This is a genomic window from Caballeronia sp. PC1 (assembly GCF_021353155.1).
Lineage (GTDB): Bacteria > Pseudomonadota > Gammaproteobacteria > Burkholderiales > Burkholderiaceae > Caballeronia > Caballeronia cordobensis.
This window is the reverse complement of record NZ_JAJUBH010000006.1, coordinates 182999-203014: the sequence shown is the minus strand read 5'-3', so window position 1 is coordinate 203014 and position 20016 is coordinate 182999. Positions and strand designations below refer to the sequence as shown.

16 protein-coding genes and 2 pseudogenes are annotated in these 20016 nt (G+C 58.7%); 12 read left to right on the top strand and 6 right to left on the bottom strand.

The annotated features are described in order from the left end of the window. Position 1 precedes the first annotated feature (1 nt). The 10 genes from LY284_RS38540 (at position 2) to LY284_RS38495 (ending at position 12625) form a co-directional block, all read left to right on the top strand. Positions 2-964, top strand: coding sequence for an ornithine cyclodeaminase family protein (locus LY284_RS38540; protein WP_233392495.1), 963 nt, complete (start codon positions 2-4; stop codon positions 962-964). Between the two features lie 426 nt (positions 965-1390). Further along, on the top strand, positions 1391-3589 hold the full coding sequence (locus tag LY284_RS38535; RefSeq protein WP_233392492.1) for an indolepyruvate ferredoxin oxidoreductase subunit alpha: 2199 nt from the start codon (positions 1391-1393) through the stop codon (positions 3587-3589). Positions 3590-3604: 15 nt separating this feature from the next. Beyond that, positions 3605-5095 carry an indolepyruvate oxidoreductase subunit beta family protein gene (locus LY284_RS38530; RefSeq protein WP_233392489.1) on the top strand — a complete coding sequence of 497 codons (1491 nt, stop codon included), beginning with the start codon at positions 3605-3607 and terminating at the stop codon, positions 5093-5095. 29 nt (positions 5096-5124) lie between these two features. After that, on the top strand, positions 5125-5568 hold the full coding sequence (locus tag LY284_RS38525; RefSeq protein WP_233392487.1) for a thioesterase family protein: 444 nt from the start codon (positions 5125-5127) through the stop codon (positions 5566-5568). A 60-nt stretch (positions 5569-5628) separates the two neighbouring features. Further along, positions 5629-7944, top strand: coding sequence for a bifunctional salicylyl-CoA 5-hydroxylase/oxidoreductase (locus tag LY284_RS38520; RefSeq protein WP_233392485.1), 2316 nt, complete (start codon positions 5629-5631; stop codon positions 7942-7944). 51 nt (positions 7945-7995) lie between these two features. Next, the gene (locus tag LY284_RS38515) at positions 7996-9123 is read left to right on the top strand and encodes a cupin domain-containing protein (RefSeq protein ID WP_233392483.1); all 1128 of its coding nucleotides are present in this window, start codon (positions 7996-7998) and stop codon (positions 9121-9123) included. A 70-nt stretch (positions 9124-9193) separates the two neighbouring features. After that, positions 9194-10105: a fumarylacetoacetate hydrolase family protein gene (locus LY284_RS38510; protein ID WP_233392480.1), complete on the top strand. Its 912-nt coding sequence runs from the start codon at positions 9194-9196 to the stop codon at positions 10103-10105. 47 nt (positions 10106-10152) lie between these two features. Then, positions 10153-11199: a carbon-nitrogen hydrolase family protein gene (locus LY284_RS38505; RefSeq protein ID WP_233392478.1), complete on the top strand. Its 1047-nt coding sequence runs from the start codon at positions 10153-10155 to the stop codon at positions 11197-11199. Continuing rightward, positions 11196-11954 carry an Asp/Glu racemase gene (locus LY284_RS38500; RefSeq protein ID WP_304503024.1) on the top strand — a complete coding sequence of 253 codons (759 nt, stop codon included), beginning with the start codon at positions 11196-11198 and terminating at the stop codon, positions 11952-11954. The genes LY284_RS38505 and LY284_RS38500 overlap by 4 nt, the downstream gene beginning before the upstream one ends. A 2-nt stretch (positions 11955-11956) precedes the next feature. Continuing rightward, the gene (locus LY284_RS38495; protein WP_233392476.1) at positions 11957-12625 is read left to right on the top strand and encodes a flavin reductase family protein; all 669 of its coding nucleotides are present in this window, start codon (positions 11957-11959) and stop codon (positions 12623-12625) included. Positions 12626-12646: 21 nt separating this feature from the next. On the opposite strand, the gene LY284_RS38490 is transcribed toward LY284_RS38495, so the two are convergent. After that, positions 12647-13096 carry a MarR family winged helix-turn-helix transcriptional regulator gene (locus tag LY284_RS38490; protein ID WP_233392474.1) on the bottom strand — a complete coding sequence of 150 codons (450 nt, stop codon included), beginning with the start codon at positions 13094-13096 and terminating at the stop codon, positions 12647-12649. 213 nt (positions 13097-13309) lie between these two features. On the opposite strand from LY284_RS38490, the gene LY284_RS38485 reads away from it, so the two are divergent. Continuing rightward, positions 13310-14089: a cyclase family protein gene (locus LY284_RS38485; protein WP_233392471.1), complete on the top strand. Its 780-nt coding sequence runs from the start codon at positions 13310-13312 to the stop codon at positions 14087-14089. Between the two features lie 288 nt (positions 14090-14377). On the opposite strand, the pseudogene LY284_RS38480 reads toward LY284_RS38485, so the two are convergent. The 4 genes and pseudogenes from LY284_RS38480 to LY284_RS38465 form a co-directional block, all read right to left on the bottom strand. Continuing rightward, a pseudogene (locus LY284_RS38480) lies at positions 14378-14485 on the bottom strand (amidohydrolase); the annotation flags it as partial. Between the two features lie 314 nt (positions 14486-14799). Beyond that, positions 14800-17732, bottom strand: a pseudogene (locus LY284_RS38475) (Tn3 family transposase). 319 nt (positions 17733-18051) lie between these two features. Next, a complete protein-coding gene (locus LY284_RS38470) occupies positions 18052-18474 on the bottom strand; it encodes a PIN domain-containing protein (protein ID WP_233392214.1) in 423 nt (140 codons plus the stop codon). Positions 18475-18480: 6 nt separating this feature from the next. Then, entirely contained in the window at positions 18481-18714 is a 234-nt protein-coding gene (locus LY284_RS38465; RefSeq protein WP_233392212.1) for an AbrB/MazE/SpoVT family DNA-binding domain-containing protein, read from the bottom strand. A 584-nt stretch (positions 18715-19298) separates the two neighbouring features. Between LY284_RS38465 and LY284_RS38460 the strand changes: the two genes are divergently transcribed. Then, the gene (locus tag LY284_RS38460; protein ID WP_233392207.1) at positions 19299-19538 is read left to right on the top strand and encodes a hypothetical protein; all 240 of its coding nucleotides are present in this window, start codon (positions 19299-19301) and stop codon (positions 19536-19538) included. Positions 19539-19607: 69 nt separating this feature from the next. Here LY284_RS38460 and LY284_RS38455 read toward each other — a convergent pair whose 3' ends face one another. Next, entirely contained in the window at positions 19608-19799 is a 192-nt protein-coding gene (locus tag LY284_RS38455; RefSeq protein ID WP_233392205.1) for a hypothetical protein, read from the bottom strand. Between the last annotated feature and the right edge of the window lie 217 nt (positions 19800-20016).

Genomic DNA, 20016 nt, shown 5'->3' with positions numbered 1-20016 from the left:
CATGCTGGTACTGAACAAATCCGACGTCGCACACGCACTTACAATGGCAGACTGCATCGACGCAATTGAAACGGCGCTCGCGGACAACGCACGCGGCCAATACCGCCAGTTTCCGCGCGTCGTTCTTCGTGCCGAGGACACCCCCGCCATGATGGGGCTGATGCCAGTGTTCCGGCGCGGCGAGCGACCCCTGTGGGCGATGAAAGACATTATGGTTTCCAGCGCCAATCACGCGCTCGGACTGGATACCCATCAAGGCGCGGTGTTGATTCACGACGGCATAACCGGCGTAATCACTGCCATGGTCGACGCCAACGAAATCACCGCAACGCGCACTGCAGCAACATCCGCGGTGGCAACGCGAGCACTAGCCGGGAAAGACCTGCAAAGGATCGCCATTCTAGGTACGGGACGTCAGGCACGCGCGCATATCGACGCATTGCGCGTGCTCGCCCCTGGAGCGAAGTTCACTGTCTGGGGAATCGATGCTGAGCAGGCGAGCCGGCTTGCTAAGGCGAGCGACTGCGAGGTCTGCCCGAGTGCCCAGGCTGCGGTGTCGGATGCAGATGTCATTTGCACCGTGACCGCCTCGCAAACGCCGATTCTCGAGCTAGACTGGATCAAGGAAGGCTGCCATATCAATGCGGTGGGGACGAGCGCCCCGACGTCCCGTGAGCTTGCGGCCGACGTTTTCTGCTCGGCCGAGTGTTTTGTTGACTCCCGGTCGCAGGCGGAAGCGGAGTGTGGCGAGTATTTGATACCGCTGGATGAGGGGTTGATTACGGCGGATCACATTCTTGCAGAACTCGGGGAAGTGCTCATTGGCGAACACTTGGGCAGGTCAGGCCCAAGGGCGCTGACGGTGTTCAAATCACTTGGGCTGCCCATGGAGGATCTGGCGGCATCGGTACGTGCTATTGAGAACGCACAACGCCTCGGCGTCGGACAGCTTGTGCTTTGGTAGTCGCCGGCGAGTGTGAACGCGTCGCGATGTTAGGTACGCCCGATCAGTTGGGGTTGCGTGTTGCCATTGCAAAAACGTTCTGAAAGCGCTGGTGCTGTCCCGTCACGCAGATAACGCGGGGTCGTAGCACCCTTCGCGGATATGGGGTCCGACATGCACGTCGCCGAGGAGACAGGATATCAATATGGAGTACCTAAGATATGCCAATTCTGTCTGCTTAGCGCTGCTGTTCTGGTCAACTTGAGCGAGGCGTAAGCCGGATCAGTGCAACAGACATGTGCATTGAGCGGTCACGCCTTCTCTGACAAGCGCCGCTCTTAAGGGACAACCATGATTTTGGAAATATTGAAAATGGAAATATACTGGTATCAATCACGGTGATTGTCGCGTCGTGCGCGATAGGAACAGTTTGTCAAAGGGGCGGTTATGGCTGAGCGTTCGTTTGTTGAGGAAGTCAAGAAGCTGCGCTTGGGCGCGGGGGAGGTGTTCAGTGGCGAGGGCATCCTTGCGGTGACCAAAGCGCTACTGGAATCAGGTGTGGCATACGTGGCCGGCTATCAGGGCGCGCCCATCTCGCATCTCATGGATGTCCTGGCCGACGCTCAGGACATTTTGCAAGACCACGGCATTCGTTTCGAGAACAGTGCGAGCGAGGCGACCGCAGCCGCCTCCTTGGCGGCCTCGGTCAATTACCCGCTGCGCGGCGCCGTCACGTTCAAAGCAACCGTGGGCACAAACGTGGCGTCGGATGCCCTGGCGAACCTTGCGTCTGGCGGCGTAACGGGTGGGGCTCTGATCATCGTCGGCGAGGACTACGGCGAAGGCTCGTCGATCATGCAGGAGCGCAGTCACGCGTTCGCGATGAAGTCCCAGATCTGGCTCCTTGACCCACGCCCGAACCTGCCGTGCATTGTGCAAGCCGTCAAGGATGGCTTCGAGCTTTCGGAGGCAAGCAATACCCCGGTCATGCTGCAGCTTCGCATTCGTGCGTGCCACTTGCACGGTCAGTTCGTCGCGGCTAATAACAGGCGCTCCGCCTTCACAATCAAGGACGCACTCGAGAACCCAGCGCGCGACGTCGACCGTATCGTGCTGCCGCCCGCGAGCTTTGCACACGAACGCGAAAAAATTCATGAGCGTTGGCCGGCGGCCGTCAAATTCGTCGAGTCTCGCGGACTTAACGAATTCTTCGGATCTGATGGGCAGGACATCGGCATTGCCGTGCAGGGCGGCAGTTACAACACGGTCTTGCGCGCACTCGAGCGCCTCGGTCTAGCGGACGTGTATGGGGAATCGAAAATTCCGATGTATGTGATGAACGTGGCGTATCCGCTTATCGACTCGGAGTGGGAGCGTTTCTGCGCGGATAAGCGCGCGGTGCTTGTGATCGAGGAAGGCCAGCCTAACTTCGTCGAGCAGAACGCGAGCGCGATCCTTCGTCAGCGCGGCGTTAGCGCCGCGCTGCACGGAAAGGATGTCTTGCCGCTCGCCGGCGAGTACAACACCGCGACAGTGATGAAGGGGCTGCGCGCCTTCTTCGAACAATACGGCGTGCTTGAGCCGCAGCCTGCGCCGCGTAAGGTGATACCGGTGGTGGCGGTGCAAGAAGCTGCGACGAGTCGCGTGGAAGTGGAGAATTCCCAGCCCGAAGTCGATGTAGTACCGGCTCTCAACGAGAACGTGCACGCGCGCCCGCCTGGCTTTTGCACAGGCTGCCCTGAGCGTCCTATCTTCACTGCGATGAAGTTGCTCGAGCGCGAGATCGGACCGCATCACGTGAGTGCCGATATTGGCTGCCATTTGTTCTCGATCCTGCCGCCGTTCAATCTCGGTGCGACGACGATGGGATATGGACTGGGCGGTGCCAGCGCCGCCGCGCTCAACGCACCCGCAGCGAAGCGCGCCATTTCCATCATGGGCGACGGCGGGTTCTGGCACAACGGGTTGACAAGTGGCATTGCCAATGCCGTCTTCAACAGGAGCGACAACCTGACTGTGGTGGTCGACAACAGCTATACGTCAGCCACGGGTGGCCAGGACATTCTCTCTTCAACCGCACTGAACCCGACCCGTAGCACGGGGCATGAAATCGAGCAGGCAGTGCGCGGCGTTGGCGTGAAATGGGTCAAAACGGTTCGGCGCACCTATGACCTGAAGACAATGAAGGCGACGCTTAAGGAAGCCCTCACTACTTCTGCGAAAGGACCCAAAGTGCTGATCGCGCAAAGCGAGTGCATGCTCAACAAGCAGCGGCGCGAGAAGCCAAAGCTTCGCAAGGCAATGGCGGCGGGCGAGCGGGTGGTGCGCGAACGATTCGGCATCGACTCCGATACGTGTACGGGCGATCATTCATGTATCCGTCTGTCGGGTTGCCCGTCGCTGTCGATTAAACCCAATCCCGATCCGTTGCGTACCGATCCGGTGGCGAGCGTCCTCGACAGCTGCGTGGGCTGCGGCTTATGCGGGGAAGTTTCCCATGCAGCGGTGCTGTGTCCGTCATTCTATCGCGCGCAAATTATCAGCAACCCCACACGCGCGGACAAGCTGCGGCAGCGCACACGAGATGCGGTTATCGGCTGGCTTCAACGCCGCAGCGCCGCACGCCGGGCGCGCTACGCCTTCTGATCCAGGATAGATACGATGAGTCTTCAACCCATCAAAATTGCGATTCTCGCCATGGGCGGTGAGGGCGGCGGTGTGCTCGCCGACTGGATCGTCGACCTCGGCGAGCACAACGGCTATCGCGCCCAGACCACGTCGGTTCCCGGCGTTGCACAGCGTACCGGGGCGACAATCTATTACGTCGAGCTCTTTCCGACCGAACCAGGCCTTGCCCGAGCGCCCGTGCTTGCGTTGATGCCCTTGCCGGGCGACGTGGATGTCGTCCTTGCTTCGGAACTGATGGAGGCAGGCCGCGCGGTACAACGTGGACTTGTCACTCCGGAGCGCACGACGCTCATTTCCTCCACTCACCGGGTCTACTCGATCTCGGAAAAGTCTGCAATGGGTGATGGCCGCGTGGATAGCGAAACGCTGATCGCGCACGCCAGCAAGGCCGCAAAGCGCTACATTCGCTTTGATATGGCGCACGCAGCTCAAGCAAGCGCCAGCGTGATTAGTGCCGTGCTGTTCGGCGCGCTCGCCGGCGCGGGCGTACTGCCGTTCAGCCGCCGCGAATTCGAGGAGACCATTGAGCGCGGCGGCGTTGGCGTGAAGCCGAGCTCGCGAGCTTTCGCGCTGGCGTTCGACCGTGCAAGCGTGGAGGAAAGCGCCAGCATCGGCGAGCCTTCGGACGAAGTGCAACCAGCACCTCGCAATGCGACGGTGGCTCGGCTGGTCGAGCGCGTACGCACCGAATTTCCTGCCGCGGTTCAGCGGATTGCCCTCGAAGGCGTGCGTCGCTTGATCGACTATCAAGATCCCGCCTATGCGCGACTTTACCTCGACCGGCTCGTCGCCTTGGTCAGCGCAGTGCCCGCGCAGGAGGTCGCGCTATTACGTGAGACCGCACGACACCTTGCGCTGTGGATGTCATTTGAAGACACGATACGTGTGGCGGACCTGAAGACTCGCGGCGCGCGCTTCGAGCGCGTGCGCGGTGAAGTGCAGGCTCAGTCGGACCAACTGCTGGAGATCAACGAATTCATGCATCCGCGCATCGAGGAGATCTGCGAGACGCTGCCCGCGTCGCTCGGCCGTTGGTTGGCGAAGCCGCATTGGCTCCATGGGCTCGTTAAGCGAAGCACGCAGTCTGGACGGGTGGTCCGCACCAGTTCGTTGTCTGGCTATTTGATGCTGCACGTGGTCGCGAGTTTGCGCACGATCAGACGCAGCACGCTGCGATATCAGCACGAAAATGTCCGTATCGAAGAATGGCTGGCACAGATCGCCGAGACGGCCAAACGCAATCCCGCCCTGGCCCTTGAAATTGCGCAATGCCAGCGCCTCGTAAAAGGCTATAGCGACACGTACGCGCGGGGCCTAAGGAACTATCAGACGTTGATGGCAGCAGTGCAAGGAGCCGGTGGGCGACTTGCGCCCGCCACATTACGCGAGTTGCGCGACGCGGCGCTCGCCGATGAGCATGGCCACAAATTGAAAGCGGCCCTTGCGCAGCACGCGCTGGCTTGAACGGCCGGTTACACGCCTAAGGAATAAGCATGAAAGCCCATGTATTCGAGCGCCAGCGCAAGATTCACTTTTCCGAGTGCGATGCAGCCGGGATTGTGTTTTATCCACAATATTTCGTGCTGTTCAACGACTTGATCGAACTGTGGATCGACGAACTGTTGCCCGACGGCTATCACGGCGTACTGAGCACACGGCGCGTCGGAATGCCGACGGTACATCTGGAGGTCGACTTCAAGGCGATCAGCAAAATGGGCGACCAGGTTCGGCTCTCGCTTGACGTGGAACGCCTCGGACAGAAGTCACTTACGCTCGGGTGGACGTGTACCGGCGCAGATGACGTAGTTCGTATGGCTGCGCGGCAGACGATCGTGACCACATCGCTGGACACCCACGAATCCATTTCCATTCCAGAAGATTTGCGAGTGGTGATTGAGCGGGCAGCCAATGCGTGCGCAGTTGCGGCCGATCGATGAAATGGGCAACGATTGCCGGCAAGGCTGAATAGGTCAATCTGAAATATCGGAGCAAGGAAAATGAAGATCCTCTGCATTGGAGGTGGTCCCTCAGGCCTGTACTTTGGATTACTAATGAAGGTGTGGAATCCAAAGAATGAAATTGTGGTCGTTGAGCGCAATCGTCCGTACGACACGTTCGGATGGGGCGTCGTGTTTTCGGACGCCACAATGTACAACCTGCGCGAGGCCGATCCTGTGTCAGCCGAGACGATCGGGGATGCGTACAACCGCTGGGACGATATCGAGATTCACTTCAAAGGCCGTTCCGTTAGAAGCGGCGGGCACGGCTTTATCGGCATTGGCCGTAAGAAGCTCCTCAACATTCTTCAAGCGCGATGTGAAGACGTGGGCGTAAAACTGGTTTTCGAGGAATTTGTAGAAGATGATGAAGCGATCGCCCGCAAGTACGATGCGGACCTCGTAATTGCGTCGGATGGAGTCAATAGCCTCACGCGTAGAAAGTATCAGGAAACCTTCAAACCTGACATCGACGAGCGCCGATGCCGTTTCGTGTGGCTTGGCACGAAAAAGGTGTTCGACGCATTCAATTTCATTTTTGTGCAGAACGAGCACGGCTGGTTCCAGGCACATGCCTATCGTTTTGAAGACGGTCTCTCCACATTCATTGTCGAAACGCCCGAGGAGACGTGGCAGGCCGCAGGGATTGGCGACATGAGTCAGGAAGAGGGCATCTCATATTGCGAGAGACTTTTCGCACCGTATCTAGACGGCCACCCCCTCATCTGCAACGCCACGCATCTACGCGGCTCCGCAATCTGGATCCGCTTCCCGCGCGTCATCTGCGAAAAGTGGGTGCACTGGACCATGCGAGGCGATGGGAAGAAGGTTCCGGTCGTGCTAATGGGCGATGCGGCGCATACCGCTCATTTTTCGATCGGATCGGGAACGAAGCTGGCACTCGAAGATGCCGTCGAGCTTGCACGCAGCCTGGCAACCGTTGGTGATTCGCTTGAAACGCAGCTTGCGCATTATGAGGCGGTGCGCGGCGTCGAAGTACTCAAGATACAAAATGCTGCGCGTAATTCCACGGATTGGTTCGAGAATGTGAACCGCTACGCTGGACTCGAACCCGAACAGTTCGCCTATTCATTGCTTACCCGCTCGCAACGAATCTCTCATGAAAACCTTCGCTTGCGGGATCGCGACTGGCTCGAAGGCTACGAAAGGCGGCTTGCGAAACAAGCAGGCGCGACGATCGCTGAGGATGCTGTGCCGCCGATGCTCACGCCGTATCGAATCCGCGACGTGGAACTTAAAAATCGGATTGTGGTGTCTCCTACAGCAATGTACTCGTGCGAAAACGGTGTGCCGGGTGATTTTCACCTCGTGCATCTTGGTAGCCGCGCGCTCGGTGGCGCAGGGCTCGTCATGGTCGAGATGACAGCGGTTTCGCCGGAAGCGCGGGCGACGCCAGCCTGTCCGGGACTTTGGAACAATGATCAGACGGCGGCATTCGCACACATCGTTGGGTTCCTTCACGACAACTCCAGTGCGCGTATCGGGATTCAGCTGGGTCATGCGGGACGCCGTGCATCGACGCAGCTCGGTTGGCAGAAGATGGACCATCCGCTGGAGGCCGGCAACTGGCCCTTGATGTCTGCGTCGCCGCTGCCGTATTTGGCCGGTGTGTCGGAAACGCCTCGAGCCATGACGCGCGAGGACATGGAGAGCGTGCGCGAGGACTTCGCAGCGGCCGCCCGTCGCGCCGATGCAGCCGGTTTTGACTGGTTAGAACTGCAAGCAGGCCATGGCTATTTGCTGTCGAGCTTCATCTCGCCGATCACCAATCAGCGCAACGACGAATACGGAGGATCGCTCGAAAACCGGATGGCCTTTCCCCTGGAAGTACTTCGCGCGGTGCGCCTTGCGTGGCCGGAAGGAAAGCCGATCTCAGTGCGCATCTCGGCGTCCGATTGGATGGAAGGTGGCATTGACGGCGACGACGCGGTGCAGATCGCACGCCTCCTCAAGGCCGCTGGCGCGGACATGATCGATTGCTCGTCTGGCGAAGTCACGCCGCAGCAAAAACCAGTCTACGGCCGCATGTATCAAACGCCTTTTGCCGACCGTGTGCGTAACGAGGCTCAGGTGCCGACCATTGCTGTTGGCGCCATCACGGAGGGCGATCAAGTGAACAGCATCATCGCTTCGGGGCGTGCTGACCTTTGCGCGATCTCCCGTCCACATCTCGCCGATCCTGCGTGGCTGTTGCGTGAAAGCGCAAAGCTTGGCTACCGGAACGTGGAATGGCCACGCCAGTATCTGTTTGCGAAAGAGCAAATGGAACGCGCTTTTCAGCGCACCGCATCGTGAGATGGCCGCGTGCCAGGTTGATCTAAATTCATCCGATGGAGTCGCAACGACATGGCTGAGCAGAATTACGACACGTATCGCGAGGGCGTCGCGGGCCGTGCAGATGTAGAGGACACGCCAGAACTGATTGCCTACTACAGATCTCTAGAAAGCCTTGAGGCAGGCGCGCTGTGGACCGTGGCGAACAAGATCGAACCGTGGGAGCCGAAGTCGGAGTCGGTGCCGGTACTTTGGCGGTATCGCGACATGCGCGAACATGTGCTTCGTTCCGTGCAGCTGGTGTCGCCCGAAAAGGCCGGCCGACGCGTGATCTACCTGAGTAATCCAGGGCGCCGCGATGTGTCAGCCGCCGTGGGCTGGCTTTATTCGGGACTTCAGGTCATGCACCCGGGCGAAGTTGCATCGGCGCACGCTCATTCTTCCTCGGCGCTCCGTTTCATCATGGAAGGCACTGGCGCCTATACCGTAGTCGACGGCCACAAGATGACGTTGGGGCGCAACGATTTCGTGCTTACCCCCAATGGCACCTGGCATGAACACGGCGTGGCGGACGACGGCTCGCCATGTATCTGGCAAGACGGTCTCGACATTCCACTTGTCAATGCCTTGGAGGCCGGGTTCTATGCGGTGCACCCGGATCTTCGGCAGGCAGTTACGCACGCCGTGAACGACTCCACGGCAAGCTGGGGTGCGCCCGGTCTGCGCCCCCAAAACGGTGACTGGAATAAGCGCTACTCCCCGCTATTCAAGTACGAGTGGGAACCGACTTACGAAGCACTCGTACGGCATGCACATGCGACCGACGGTTCTCCGTTCGATGGCGTGCTGATGCACTACGTTAATCCGGTGACGGGTGGGCCGGTCATGTCGACCATTGGCGCAAGCATGCAGTTGTTGCGTCCGGGCGAGCACACGCGCGCGCATCGCCACACGGGCAGCTTCATTTATCAGGTCGCAAAGGGCAGCGGCTATTCGATCATCAATGGCAAGCGCCTGGACTGGACCGAACGCGACATTTTCTGCGTCCCATCGTGGGCGTTCCACGAGCACGCGAACCTTTCGTCGTCGGACGACGCGTGTTTGTTCTGCTTCAACGATTTGCCGGTCATGCATGCGCTCAACTTGTATCGCGAAGAGGCCCTTGTCGACAACGGCGGCCATCAGACAGTAGCTGTGTGATTGTTTGGCACTAGAACATTCGATTCAATATTTGCCCGCTGTCGTCGGACGGGCTTTATGGAGTTTTACCATGCGTCTTGTCACCTATCGTTCCGAGGTTTGTGCTGCCGCCCGTCTGGGTGCGATCATCGAGGATACTGTCGTCGACCTCGAGCGCCTCGGCGCCGCCACGGGTTTCCCCCTGCCCAAGAGCATGCTCGACTTCATCGATCTCGGCCCGCAGGCGGTGTATCAAACCAGCGCGTTACTCGATGAGCAGCGCGGCAAATGGCCTGTCGGCGTCTCTATACCGGCGAGGAACGTCAAGCTGCTAGCACCCATTCCACGCCCTCGCAAGAACATCTTCGGTATCGGTCTCAACTATGTTGAGCACGTTGCGGAATCGAGCCGCACGCTCGACACATCGGAGGACTTGCCGAAGGAACCCGTCATTTTCTCGAAGCCGCCAACGTCGGTGATCGGCCCAGGCGACGCCATCGAGCATAACAAGGAAGTTACGCAGCAGCTCGACTGGGAAGTGGAACTCGCGGTCATCATGGGTACGCGAGCAAAACGCGTCAGCGAGTCTGACGCGCTCAAATACGTGTTCGGCTACAGCGTGATGATCGATATGAGCGCACGTGACTGCCGCCGCGCTGGGCAATGGATCTACTCAAAAGGGCAGGACACGTATGCACCGTTCGGGCCATGCATTGTCACGGCAGATGAAATTCCCGATCCGCACACGCTTAACTTGAGCCTCACGGTCAACGGCGTCACCAAGCAAAGCTCTAATACGCGTCACATGCTCTTCAAAGTGCCCGCGCTCATCGCCGACATCACCAAAGCCATCGCACTGGAGCCGGGCGACATCATCGCGACCGGCACGCCGGACGGCGTGGGCGCGGGCCGTTCGCCGCAGGAATGGCTCTGGCCTGGTGACGTCGTGCAAGCACAGGTGGAGGGCATTGGTGAGCTTCGCCATCCTGTGGTAGCCGTCTAACCGCCGTTGAGATCCGCTCAACGTGCTGAACAAACGAGTACACCCTCATGCTTAACCTCCCTCAATTCAAGGCGGCCGCGGTACAGGCCGCTCCTGTGTTCCTCGACACTGACGCTACCGTCGACAAAGTCTGCGGGCTTATTCGCAAGGCAGCCGGCAACGGCGCGCGGCTTGTTGCCTTTCCTGAAGTGTTCGTGGCGGGCTATCCGTACTGGAACTGGGTGATGAATCCGGTGGAAGGCAGTCCGTGGTTCGAGAAGCTTTGCAAGTCGGCGATCGAGATTCCGGGACCCGAAATTCGCCGCATTGCCGCCGCCGCTAAAGCGCATCACATCAATGTCGTGGTCGGCGTGAACGAGCGTAGTCGAACAGGCATTGGCACGCTGTACAACACGCTTCTAACGATCAGCGACGAGGGGCGCATCCTGGGACGTCATCGCAAGCTCGTGCCAACGTGGGCTGAAAAGCTCACCTGGGCAAATGGCGATGGCTCCGCACTGCGTGTGCACGAAACCAGCATTGGGCCACTCGGCTCACTCGCTTGTGGTGAGAACACCAATACGCTGGCGCGTTTCAGCCTCCTTGCGCAAGGGGAACTCGTTCATGTGGCGAGCTATATTGCGCTGCCGGTGGCGCCCCCCGACTACGACATGGCTGAGGCGATTCGCGTGCGGGCCGCAGCGCATTGCTTCGAAGGCAAGCTGTTTACGGTGGTCTCGTGTTCGACGGTCTCGCCGGAGATCGTTGACGCGATGAGCGCAACGCATCCGCAGGCGCGTGAGCTGCTCGCGCGCCGCAATAGCGCCTTCTCCGGCATTCTGGGCCCGGACGGTCGCGTCATCGGTGAACCGCTCATCGACGAGGAAGGGATCGTGTACGCCGACATCGACCTTGGGCGCTGCATCCAGCCTCGCCAGATGCATGACATCACGGGCCACTACAACCGCTTTGACGTGTTCGATCTGCGTGTGAACCGCCGGCCGCTCGCGCCAGCGCAGTACATCGACGGAGCGGCCGACACTTTTGACCGCGTGAGCGCTGAAGCTGAACAGGTGGACCTCAACTCCTTCGAGCTTACCGAGAGCAAGTCATGACACAACCGCGTGTTCTGCGTATCGGGCAAATCGTGCCCTCATCCAATACGACGATGGAAACCGAGATACCCGCGATGTTCCGTGCGCGTGAGCGCGACTTCGCCGAGCGCTTCACTTTCCACTCGAGCCGCATGCGGATGAAGCAGGTCGTCAAGGAGGAACTCGAAGCGATGGACCGAGACAGCGATCGCTGTGCGCTTGAGCTCTCGGATGCGCGTGTCGAGGTGCTTGGCTATGCGTGCCTCGTGGCGATCATGAGCATGGGACAGGGATATCACCGCGTGTCTGAAAAGCGTCTTTTCGATCGTACTGTCGAAAACGGTGCGCCTGCGCCTGTCGTGACGAGCGCCGGCGCTCTCGTCGACGGGTTGCATGCGGTCGGCGCGAAGCGGGTCTCCGTGGTGTGTCCGTACATGAAGCCCTTGACGAAAATGGTTGTGGAGTACATCGAGAGCGAAGGCATTGAGGTGCAGGACTACGTCGCACTGGAAATTCCGGATAACCTCCAGGTGGCCGCGCAGGATCCGGCGCGGCTTGTGGAGATCTACAAACGTCTGAATCGGGCGAACATCGATGCGCTGGTGCTTTCTGCGTGTGTGCAAATGCAGTCGTTGCCCTCTATCCAGCGCGTGCAGGACGAGTCTGGCGTCCCGACCGTCTCGGCGGCGGTGGCGACAACGTGGCAGATGCTGCGGCGTCTTGACTTACGCACTGAGGTGGCCGGTTGCGGTGAACTCCTGTCCGGAAAATACTGACCATGAGTGCGCCGCCGCTTATTGTTTCGCAGCATGCCGCTTGCAAAGACCTGCACTTTTACGAGCCAGCGAACGGCCACGGTCTCGCCCACGACCCTCTGGGCGCGATTGTTGGTCCTCGTCCAATCGGTTGGATCTCCACACGCGACCTAGAGGGCGCGCTCAATCTCGCGCCATATAGCTTCTTCAACATCTTCAACTATTCGCCGCCCGTCCTCGCATTTTCGAGCGTGGGGTTTAAGGACACAGTGCGGAATGCGCGTGACACAGGAGAGTTTGTCTGGAACCTGGTGACCCGGGAGCTATGCGAGCACATGAATCTGACGAGCGGGGAGGTGCCCGCGGATGTCGACGAGTTCGCACTTGCCGGGGTGGATCCGACTTCATCGCGCATCGTGTCGGCGCCTCGCGTGGCGCAAAGCCCTGTTTCATTCGAGTGCAGGGTCTCTGACGTGATGCTGTTACAACGCGCCAACGGCAGCCCAATCGATACGTGGATGGTGATCGGTGAGGTGGTCGGCGTGCACGTTGCCCGCGCGCTGCTAAGCGATGAGGGATATGCAACGGCGGCCGCACGCCCGGTCATGCGCGGCGGCGGCCCCGCGGACTACTTTGAGATCGAAGAGGCGGCGATGTTCAAGATGGCGCGGCCGAAAGCGACCTCACGGTGAACGACCTGGCTAAGGAACGAATCACGCGGATGGGCGATGCAGATTGAGAAGTAGGCGCAAGGTGGCTTTGAGTTCATCCGCTTTGGCCTTTCCCAACGGAGCCAGCACACGCTCCTCGTGGGCCTTGGCCTGTTTGATTAGCGCGGAGACGAGTTTTTGGCCTTGCGGCGTAATGCGCACCAGCGTGACCCGTCGATCCGTGTCGTGCGGGATGCGCTTGACGTGACCTTGTGCCTCCATACGGTCCAGCAAGCGTGTGACGGTGGGCTGCTTCGTGACGGTCATCTGAGAGAGCTGTCCAATGCTGATTGTCTTGCCTTCCGAGAGCGTCGATAACACGCGCCAGTCAGAGACTTCGAAGCCGGCTGCTTGCACGATCGCATGGAATTCGCCGGAGATGAGTTGGCTGACTTGTGCAAGCAGAGCGGGCGTGTAGTTGTCGATGAAGCCGCTGGCAGGTGGATTGCTCATGCTTGAAATGGTCTGCGTTGGAGGCGCATCCGCCCATTGATAGAAAACGATTGCTCCGCTTGCTGGTTTGTCTCCAGGCACGAAGACGGCTTAACCATGATTCTGAATGCTTTTATGTGTGTTGACAATGCGGCAGTTTTTCGAAAAGGCGTGGGCGCATTGGGGGCGCAACTCAGTGCATAGATAGTTAACCATGAAGAAACGGAGCCAAACATGACTAGCAGTCTCCAGCACTTTACCAACGATCTCGCGAGCGGCCGGGTACGCGTCGTTGACCTGACGCAAACGCTATCGCCTGATTTCCCGGCGCTGCAATTGCCGCCACAGTATGGCCAGGTCTGGGCGTTCAAAATGGAAAAGATCAGTCATTACGATGAGCAGGGCCCTGGCTGGTATTGGAACAATTTTTCCTGCGGCGAACACACAGGGACGCACTTCGACGCTCCTGCGCATTGGGTGACGGGGAAAGACCACGAGCAGAACACCGTAGATACGATAGACGTTAAAAATTTTATCGCCCCGGCTGTCGTGATCGATGCGACTGCAGAAGTGGCGGCCAACGAGGACTGGCTCTTAAGTGTCAGTTTTCTCGAAGCGTGGGAATCCGAGCACGGCCGCATTCCGGCCGGCGCGTGGGTGCTACTACGCTCCGACTGGTCTAAACGCACTGATCCCGTCGCCTTCCTCAACATGCATGAGGATGGTGCACACACGCCCGGACCTACGCAAGAAGCGGTGGAATGGCTCATACAGGAGCGCAAAGTTCACGGCTTCGGCGTCGAGACCATTAATACGGATGCCGGGCAATCATACGCTTGGCCAGTACCTTATCCGTGTCACACTCTCATGCACGGCTCGAATCGGTTCGGGCTGCAATGTCTTAAAAACCTTGATCAGCTACCGTCTACCGGCGTCGTAATCATGTCGGCACCACTCAAGATTAAGGCGGGGTCAGGGAGTCCGCTGCGGGTACTAGCTCTCGTCATAGAATAATGCGAGGCTAGTTCGCTGCAGGATGCTCGTTTTCCGAAGGAACTTCGGAACGTAAAGCAGACTTCTGGTAAGAGCTCGGACGCGAACGTCAGGGCGGCTGCGCCATTGCGCCCAATCGTCCGATGGATCGTGGCGAGCCGCCGGCCACGTGCCGGCGTAACGGGCGGCTTGCACTTCGATAGGCGAGAGTCAGCCGGGAAAGTCGGACCGTCGCGTGGGGGCGGGCTGTCGCTATCGCGCGGCGGAAACGCACCCAACATGATCGATGCGCACGAACGTGATGACGAGACGTGGCGGCGGCGAAACGCCATCCGCGAGCGCAGCGATCTGCTGCTTGCATCGTGCCTCGTGCTGCTGCGGCGCGGTCGTGTAGTGACCGTGACAATCAATGTTCATTAGTATTTTCCGTATCGTTCAGTCGGGTTTCAGGTGCGCGTCGCGGGATTGGCTGCGAGCAACGGATCATCGTTTTCATCGGCGGGCCGCACGCGCATCACAAGCGCGATCACGGTTGCGACAACCATGCGGGGGCCGACCGGCTGCCGGGCCATAGAATGTGCTGCTCGCGGAAGCCGGGGTGACCTTGATTTCCGTGCAAATTCCGGGTTAGGGCGCTCTAGCTCCGACAAGGCTTTGCGTTCTGGCGCCAAAATAATGCCTTTTTAGATCAAGGACTTGTTGTCTACCCTCGAGCGTGATCCGGCGCATCGCTATGCGCGCTGAGTGGCGTCACGCGTCGCCGTACCTTGAACCAAGCTTGGAAGGAGTCTGCTTGCGTAGCGCCCAACCGGAAAAATGAAGGTCCCGCGCAGGTTGATGCCCTCCAGATGCGTCGGCGCAATCCTTCTGAGCTGTTCGGCTCCAGGCGATTCGCCTCCGGAGGCTTGCAGCGCCTCGAGCGCATGCTGCATGTGGGTCGTGTTCCATGCCATCAGAATGTTCGCAAGCAGCGTCAATGCGGAAGACACGGCTGAGAGCGAATCTTCGCGCCGTGCCAATTCGACTGGGATGCGTCCAACATGAATCGCGCGTTGAACCACATGCACGGCCTCGCCCCGATTCAACACGTGCTGCAGCTCCGTCCGGAATGTCGTGTTCGTGAAGTAATCGATCAGGAAGATGCTACGGAAAAGCCGACCGATGTGGACGCCTCCGTCATAGACCGGCTGCCCACGCGCTGCTGAGCCGAAGCGGGTTAGGGCTTCCACTGCAGTACATTTTCCTGAGCGAATCGATGCAGCAATCCTGACAAACTCGTCCCAGACTTCAGCGATGAGGTCAAGTCTGATGTCGCGGTCTGTCACGGCGCAAAGCTCTTGCGGCACGTCCTGGCTGCGAGGAACGTGAAGCCGACGATCACGAAGATGCGACAGGCGAGGGCAGAGATCAAATCCAAGCGCGCGGGCCAGGCCCATCGCGAAATCGGTGTACCCATGCGTGTCGACAGCGAGCTGAGCGATGTCTTTCGTGGCACTCTGGCGCACGACACCTTCGATGGCCGCACCTGCTTGCCGCTCATTCAAAACGATCGGCTGATCGTAAAAGATGCCCCAACGATCGAGCACGTGTGTGTACATTCCGATGGATGCCGAGCGACGCCTTGGATCTGCCCGAGCCTGCCATACCTTTCGTGTGGTTTCGAGCGACATCATGTCGGAAGACGCGAGATCAGAACGGCCCCAGTGAGCAGCGATAGGGTGCTCGTGCATGAACTCAAGAACTGCATCGGCGGCAAGCCTCAGCTTTCTCTCGTCCGCCAAGCGTTTCATCATTTGCCGGATCGCGTCGCCTGACACCTCGGGCACCATCCTAGAGAGTTCCGCGGCCGAGAGAGATGTTCCATGCGCGAGCACGGCAGAATAGACCATCAGCAGTTCCACTCGTGAGCGAGGTTCACGCCCGAGCAAAAGCCAACTGAATCGTGTTGCGCTATCGATCTCGAGGATGATCTCCGGTAGTTGCCCCTGCGGATGCGCCTGGTAGATCGCCTGTCGCAGGCGATCCGCTTCGTTGTCCGCCGGCTGGGCATTGAGCGGACTCAAATGAACGGCCGTATCAACTTGCACATCCCCTTGCTTCACCGCTTCGAGCAAGAGATCAAGCCTTTGATCGAGAAGTGCAAGGATCGGATCGAGAAATTCCTTGGGATCTTGCGGAAGACCCAGTTGCCCGTAAAGATTGTTGCGTTTGGCGATCCACTCCCCCATCGGAATCAACATGCGCGTTCGACTACGGAACGCGAAACTATGCTCCACATAGACGGATCCGTTGCGAAGCGCGACGCGCAGGGCGAACAACGTGGCCCATTCGAACGCCTTCATGGCTTTGATTCGGTCGAATCCGTCGATCGCTTCGCGCCACGCGCGACCCAGACGAATATTCAACCCATCGGGCAGTAAGTAAGCGTGACGGCGATAAAGATCTCGAAGCAGAACGATCGCGTCGAGTACGGGATGAGTGGAATCAGCCTCGAAGGGCAGTTGCACTATCCGCATCAATAGGTTCCGTGCCGAGTGTCGCTTGCCGATTAGATGCTGCCGCATGAGGCTGCGGCGGCTTTGCGGTGGGCAGAGAACTGTGTCGGCCAGTTCACAGAGCGCGCTACCAAGCTGTTCGCGCGACAGGGACTCGTCAATCGCCAACGCCTTCACAGCCAGGGCGAACTCGCGAAGCTGATCGTCAAGCTTGTTCTTCGCCGCGTCGAGCGCGCGAGATGCATCATTCACGACTTTCTGCACCAGCGCCGGAGCATCGTGAGTACGTGATCGGTCGCCGTGCACAGCGAATAACGCATGAAACAGGCGGCCTCGAGCCTCCGGCTTTGCGGCGCGATCCGTTTGCTGATGGATGGAGAGCGGTTGGCACAGCGACGAGCGTAATAGCGAACAATTGCATCGTTGCATGCGCTTGGCCATGGGGATGCGACGCCGTGCATGGTAAGGAGATTAATCTTATCCAGCACTTCACCCATCTGCTGAGTCGAACCACGGAGCGGCACAGCCCAAAGCCAGCCCTGCAGGCTCACGTACTCCTTGTGTGGCTGGGGTAAAAGGCGTGCCCAGCTGTCCAATTTCTCCGGGCCGAAGGTTCGCTGAAATTCCTCGTGGAGCGAACTCTCGATATCGCGAACTGCTTGGACGATGAACTGTCGGATTGTCCGTTCGTTGGGTATGACGATCCGATGTTCGTAGAACCATTGCTTCAGGTCGTTGCCCAATTGGCCGCGCTCTAGGCGACCCGTCAATTGTTCTTTCAGCCAACGGATCACGTATCGACGTTGGTGCTCTGAGATCGTGCGGAAGTTCGCGATGATTTGAGCAAATCGTTGATGGTCGGACAGCGTATCGAAGCGTCCGTCGTAGATCGAGCGCAGCGTTCCGAGATCGGGCGGCTGGACATGCAATTGTCGACCGAGGTGCCGCCACAGCATCGCAGGTATCTGGCGATAGGAATCCAGCGATCGGCCGGACATTCGTACGAACCCGACGTGCAACGCAACGGCGAGACGATATAAATCAGATCGCCGCGTCTCGATGAGCGCGATCTCTTGCTTCGAGAACGTGAAGAAAGTGTTGAGTTCAAACTCGCTCAGATCGCGGGGTACTTGACGGATCCCAAGATAGCCTGTTCGCCAGCTTTCCATCGTCTGTGCTCCGCGGCGATCACGAAGCGATCCAGCCTAGCGGCGCAAAATCGGCGGCGCTACGGTACAAATCGGGATGCCGACCTGGCATCGGCTGTCCAGCCGACAGCACTAGCGGCAATTCGTGGAAATTGACATAACGTGACGCATAACGAGCCCAGTCAGCCGATGGTCCTTGACATAAGGCCTACCAAAATTAAAATGCGATAAGTTAGGTTATGTCAAATAACGGTGCTCATTAATGACTGTGTACGGCTCCGCGGCGAGCCTACGATCAAGCAATAAGACGCGCAGTTGTTCAGTCAATAGACCCATCTGCTCAAGAAAACGGGTTTATCACGGTCAGCTGGTCGAAGATGACTTGACCGTGGTGCATGTCTTCGCTGTAGAGGACTTCGCAATCCGCGAGCAATGCGAAAGCAATAATGCAGGAATCGTAAAACCTGAATCCGTAGTGCGCTGCAATCCGACGTGCTTCTTTATGAACTTCAAGTGTCAGCGGCACGACTTCGCAAAACACTTCGACATCGTCCAAGATGTGCTCGATCTCAGGCCACGATAAGCCCATCTTCCGGCTCATCACAAGCGTGACCTCGTTCATCACCTGAGTACTGATGACTGGCCTGAAATTTCCGCTAGCCACCAATGCCTCAGCCCTGTCGGCCTTTGCGGTATCGTCCGAAAACAGATAGACGAGTATGTTGCTATCGACGGCGAACCGAGTCGGTGCGGCCACTGTCATTCGGCGTTATCCCCGGTCGCTGAGCGATTCGCGATCAAACTTAAAGTCCGCGGGCAGACGTCCCCGATACTTGCGCAGGCGCTCAATCCGCTCGGCAACGGTCGGCTTTTTGCTGACCGAGAACGCGCCAGAATCGGCAGCGTAAATCTCAATATCGTCGCCTTCCTTCAAGCCCAGCGCATCGACGACACTTGCGGGCAACCGCACGGCAAGGCTATTACCCCATTTCGCGACCTGCATGATCACTCCCATGGCATGGATACACTTTAATATAATTGTATATCCGATCCGGGGTTGTATCAAGTCCAAGGCGTGGTGACCTCCTGACCCGCGAACACTTACCCTGCGAGCGCGGTTTTCAACACGCCGCCGATGCTTGTCGGCTCTCCCGCATGCACCCTTCTTAGGATCGGGTCGAGTCAGTGCCCATCGCCGGGCAGATAAGAACCGACCTCCGGCGACGACGGTGGCAGCGATCGAAAGTGTCGGGCGGTCGGAAGAACGTCAAAAAACATAGGAATGCTGACTCAGATGCTGATCGCTGATCCTGCCCGGTGCGTCACCTTCGAGGTGTCCGACGATTCGTGTCACGTTATCTTGGCCGATGCGCTGCCATGCTAGCCCCGGCGCCGACTACGACTGGCGACTCGCGTGAACGCGTCCGAAAACTTACCGATACTAACGCCGTTTCACCCGTTTCCACGCCTAAAATGGTCAGCCAACAGACAGCCCACTGTCTTAGGAAAGTAACCACTGCACTGTCGAAGCCTCTAGTGCGGCACCGAAACCTGCGCGCTAAACAGCGCCGCGCAAACGGAGGATCGATGGTGATCTATCATTCAGGAGCGGCATTCGAGCCCTCCGTTACCCGTAAGGGCGCTGCATTCGTCGCTAGCGTTTCGATCCTTGAAGAGGACGGACAGTCGACGTCGCTCGGCGAACTCGGTATTTTTGCTACCGAAGAGAGCGCTCTCAAGTTCGCGATTTGGTACGCTGCGGCCTTCATCGAAGGCCACGACCTTCCGGTCCCGCCCCTGCGCTCGGCACTGCCAGGAAATTCCTGAATCGATCAGACGGAATCGTCATTCGCCTCGTTCGCTCGAGTTCAAAGCCAGTGTTGAAGACACCCCCGCCTAGTCGGTTGCCGGTAGAATACGGACGTTCGCCTCGGGCCGGCTTTCACGCGCGAAGACCAGTGCCTCCTGTTCGCTGCAAGCGAAAGTGACGCGCTTGCCATGCTCAGTCGGAACTTCGACCTGCCATCCACCGCCTGAACACGGGCGAATAATGATTTCGGCGTCGTCGGCGCCTTCTGATGTCAGCACGTGCCTTGACTCCAACGGGATGCACTCTAACAGACGATCTGCGAAGCGTTTAGCGAACCACCAGCGTCCGTGATTCAGGCCATCGCACTCGTCACAGCATTCTCAAAAAATTCAAGTCCATTATAGGTCGTACACGGCCGACGCCTGCAGGCCCGTCGTATGGTGGTGTACCAATGATTCGTCTTTCTCAAAACGCGTCACAAACGCAATTATCAAG

Coding starts and splice junctions, on each gene's coding strand:
- LY284_RS38490 (WP_233392474.1), bottom strand. CDS start 13,096: ATGAGCAATCCACCTGCCAGCGGCTTCATCGACAACTACACGCCCGCT.
- LY284_RS38535 (WP_233392492.1), top strand. CDS start 1,391: ATGGCTGAGCGTTCGTTTGTTGAGGAAGTCAAGAAGCTGCGCTTGGGC.
- LY284_RS38485 (WP_233392471.1), top strand. CDS start 13,310: ATGACTAGCAGTCTCCAGCACTTTACCAACGATCTCGCGAGCGGCCGG.
- LY284_RS38540 (WP_233392495.1), top strand. CDS start 2: ATGCTGGTACTGAACAAATCCGACGTCGCACACGCACTTACAATGGCA.
- LY284_RS38515 (WP_233392483.1), top strand. CDS start 7,996: ATGGCTGAGCAGAATTACGACACGTATCGCGAGGGCGTCGCGGGCCGT.
- LY284_RS38500 (WP_304503024.1), top strand. CDS start 11,196: ATGACACAACCGCGTGTTCTGCGTATCGGGCAAATCGTGCCCTCATCC.
- LY284_RS38510 (WP_233392480.1), top strand. CDS start 9,194: ATGCGTCTTGTCACCTATCGTTCCGAGGTTTGTGCTGCCGCCCGTCTG.
- LY284_RS38525 (WP_233392487.1), top strand. CDS start 5,125: ATGAAAGCCCATGTATTCGAGCGCCAGCGCAAGATTCACTTTTCCGAG.
- LY284_RS38470 (WP_233392214.1), bottom strand. CDS start 18,474: ATGACAGTGGCCGCACCGACTCGGTTCGCCGTCGATAGCAACATACTC.
- LY284_RS38530 (WP_233392489.1), top strand. CDS start 3,605: ATGAGTCTTCAACCCATCAAAATTGCGATTCTCGCCATGGGCGGTGAG.
- LY284_RS38460 (WP_233392207.1), top strand. CDS start 19,299: ATGGTGATCTATCATTCAGGAGCGGCATTCGAGCCCTCCGTTACCCGT.
- LY284_RS38495 (WP_233392476.1), top strand. CDS start 11,957: ATGAGTGCGCCGCCGCTTATTGTTTCGCAGCATGCCGCTTGCAAAGAC.
- LY284_RS38465 (WP_233392212.1), bottom strand. CDS start 18,714: ATGCAGGTCGCGAAATGGGGTAATAGCCTTGCCGTGCGGTTGCCCGCA.
- LY284_RS38520 (WP_233392485.1), top strand. CDS start 5,629: ATGAAGATCCTCTGCATTGGAGGTGGTCCCTCAGGCCTGTACTTTGGA.
- LY284_RS38505 (WP_233392478.1), top strand. CDS start 10,153: ATGCTTAACCTCCCTCAATTCAAGGCGGCCGCGGTACAGGCCGCTCCT.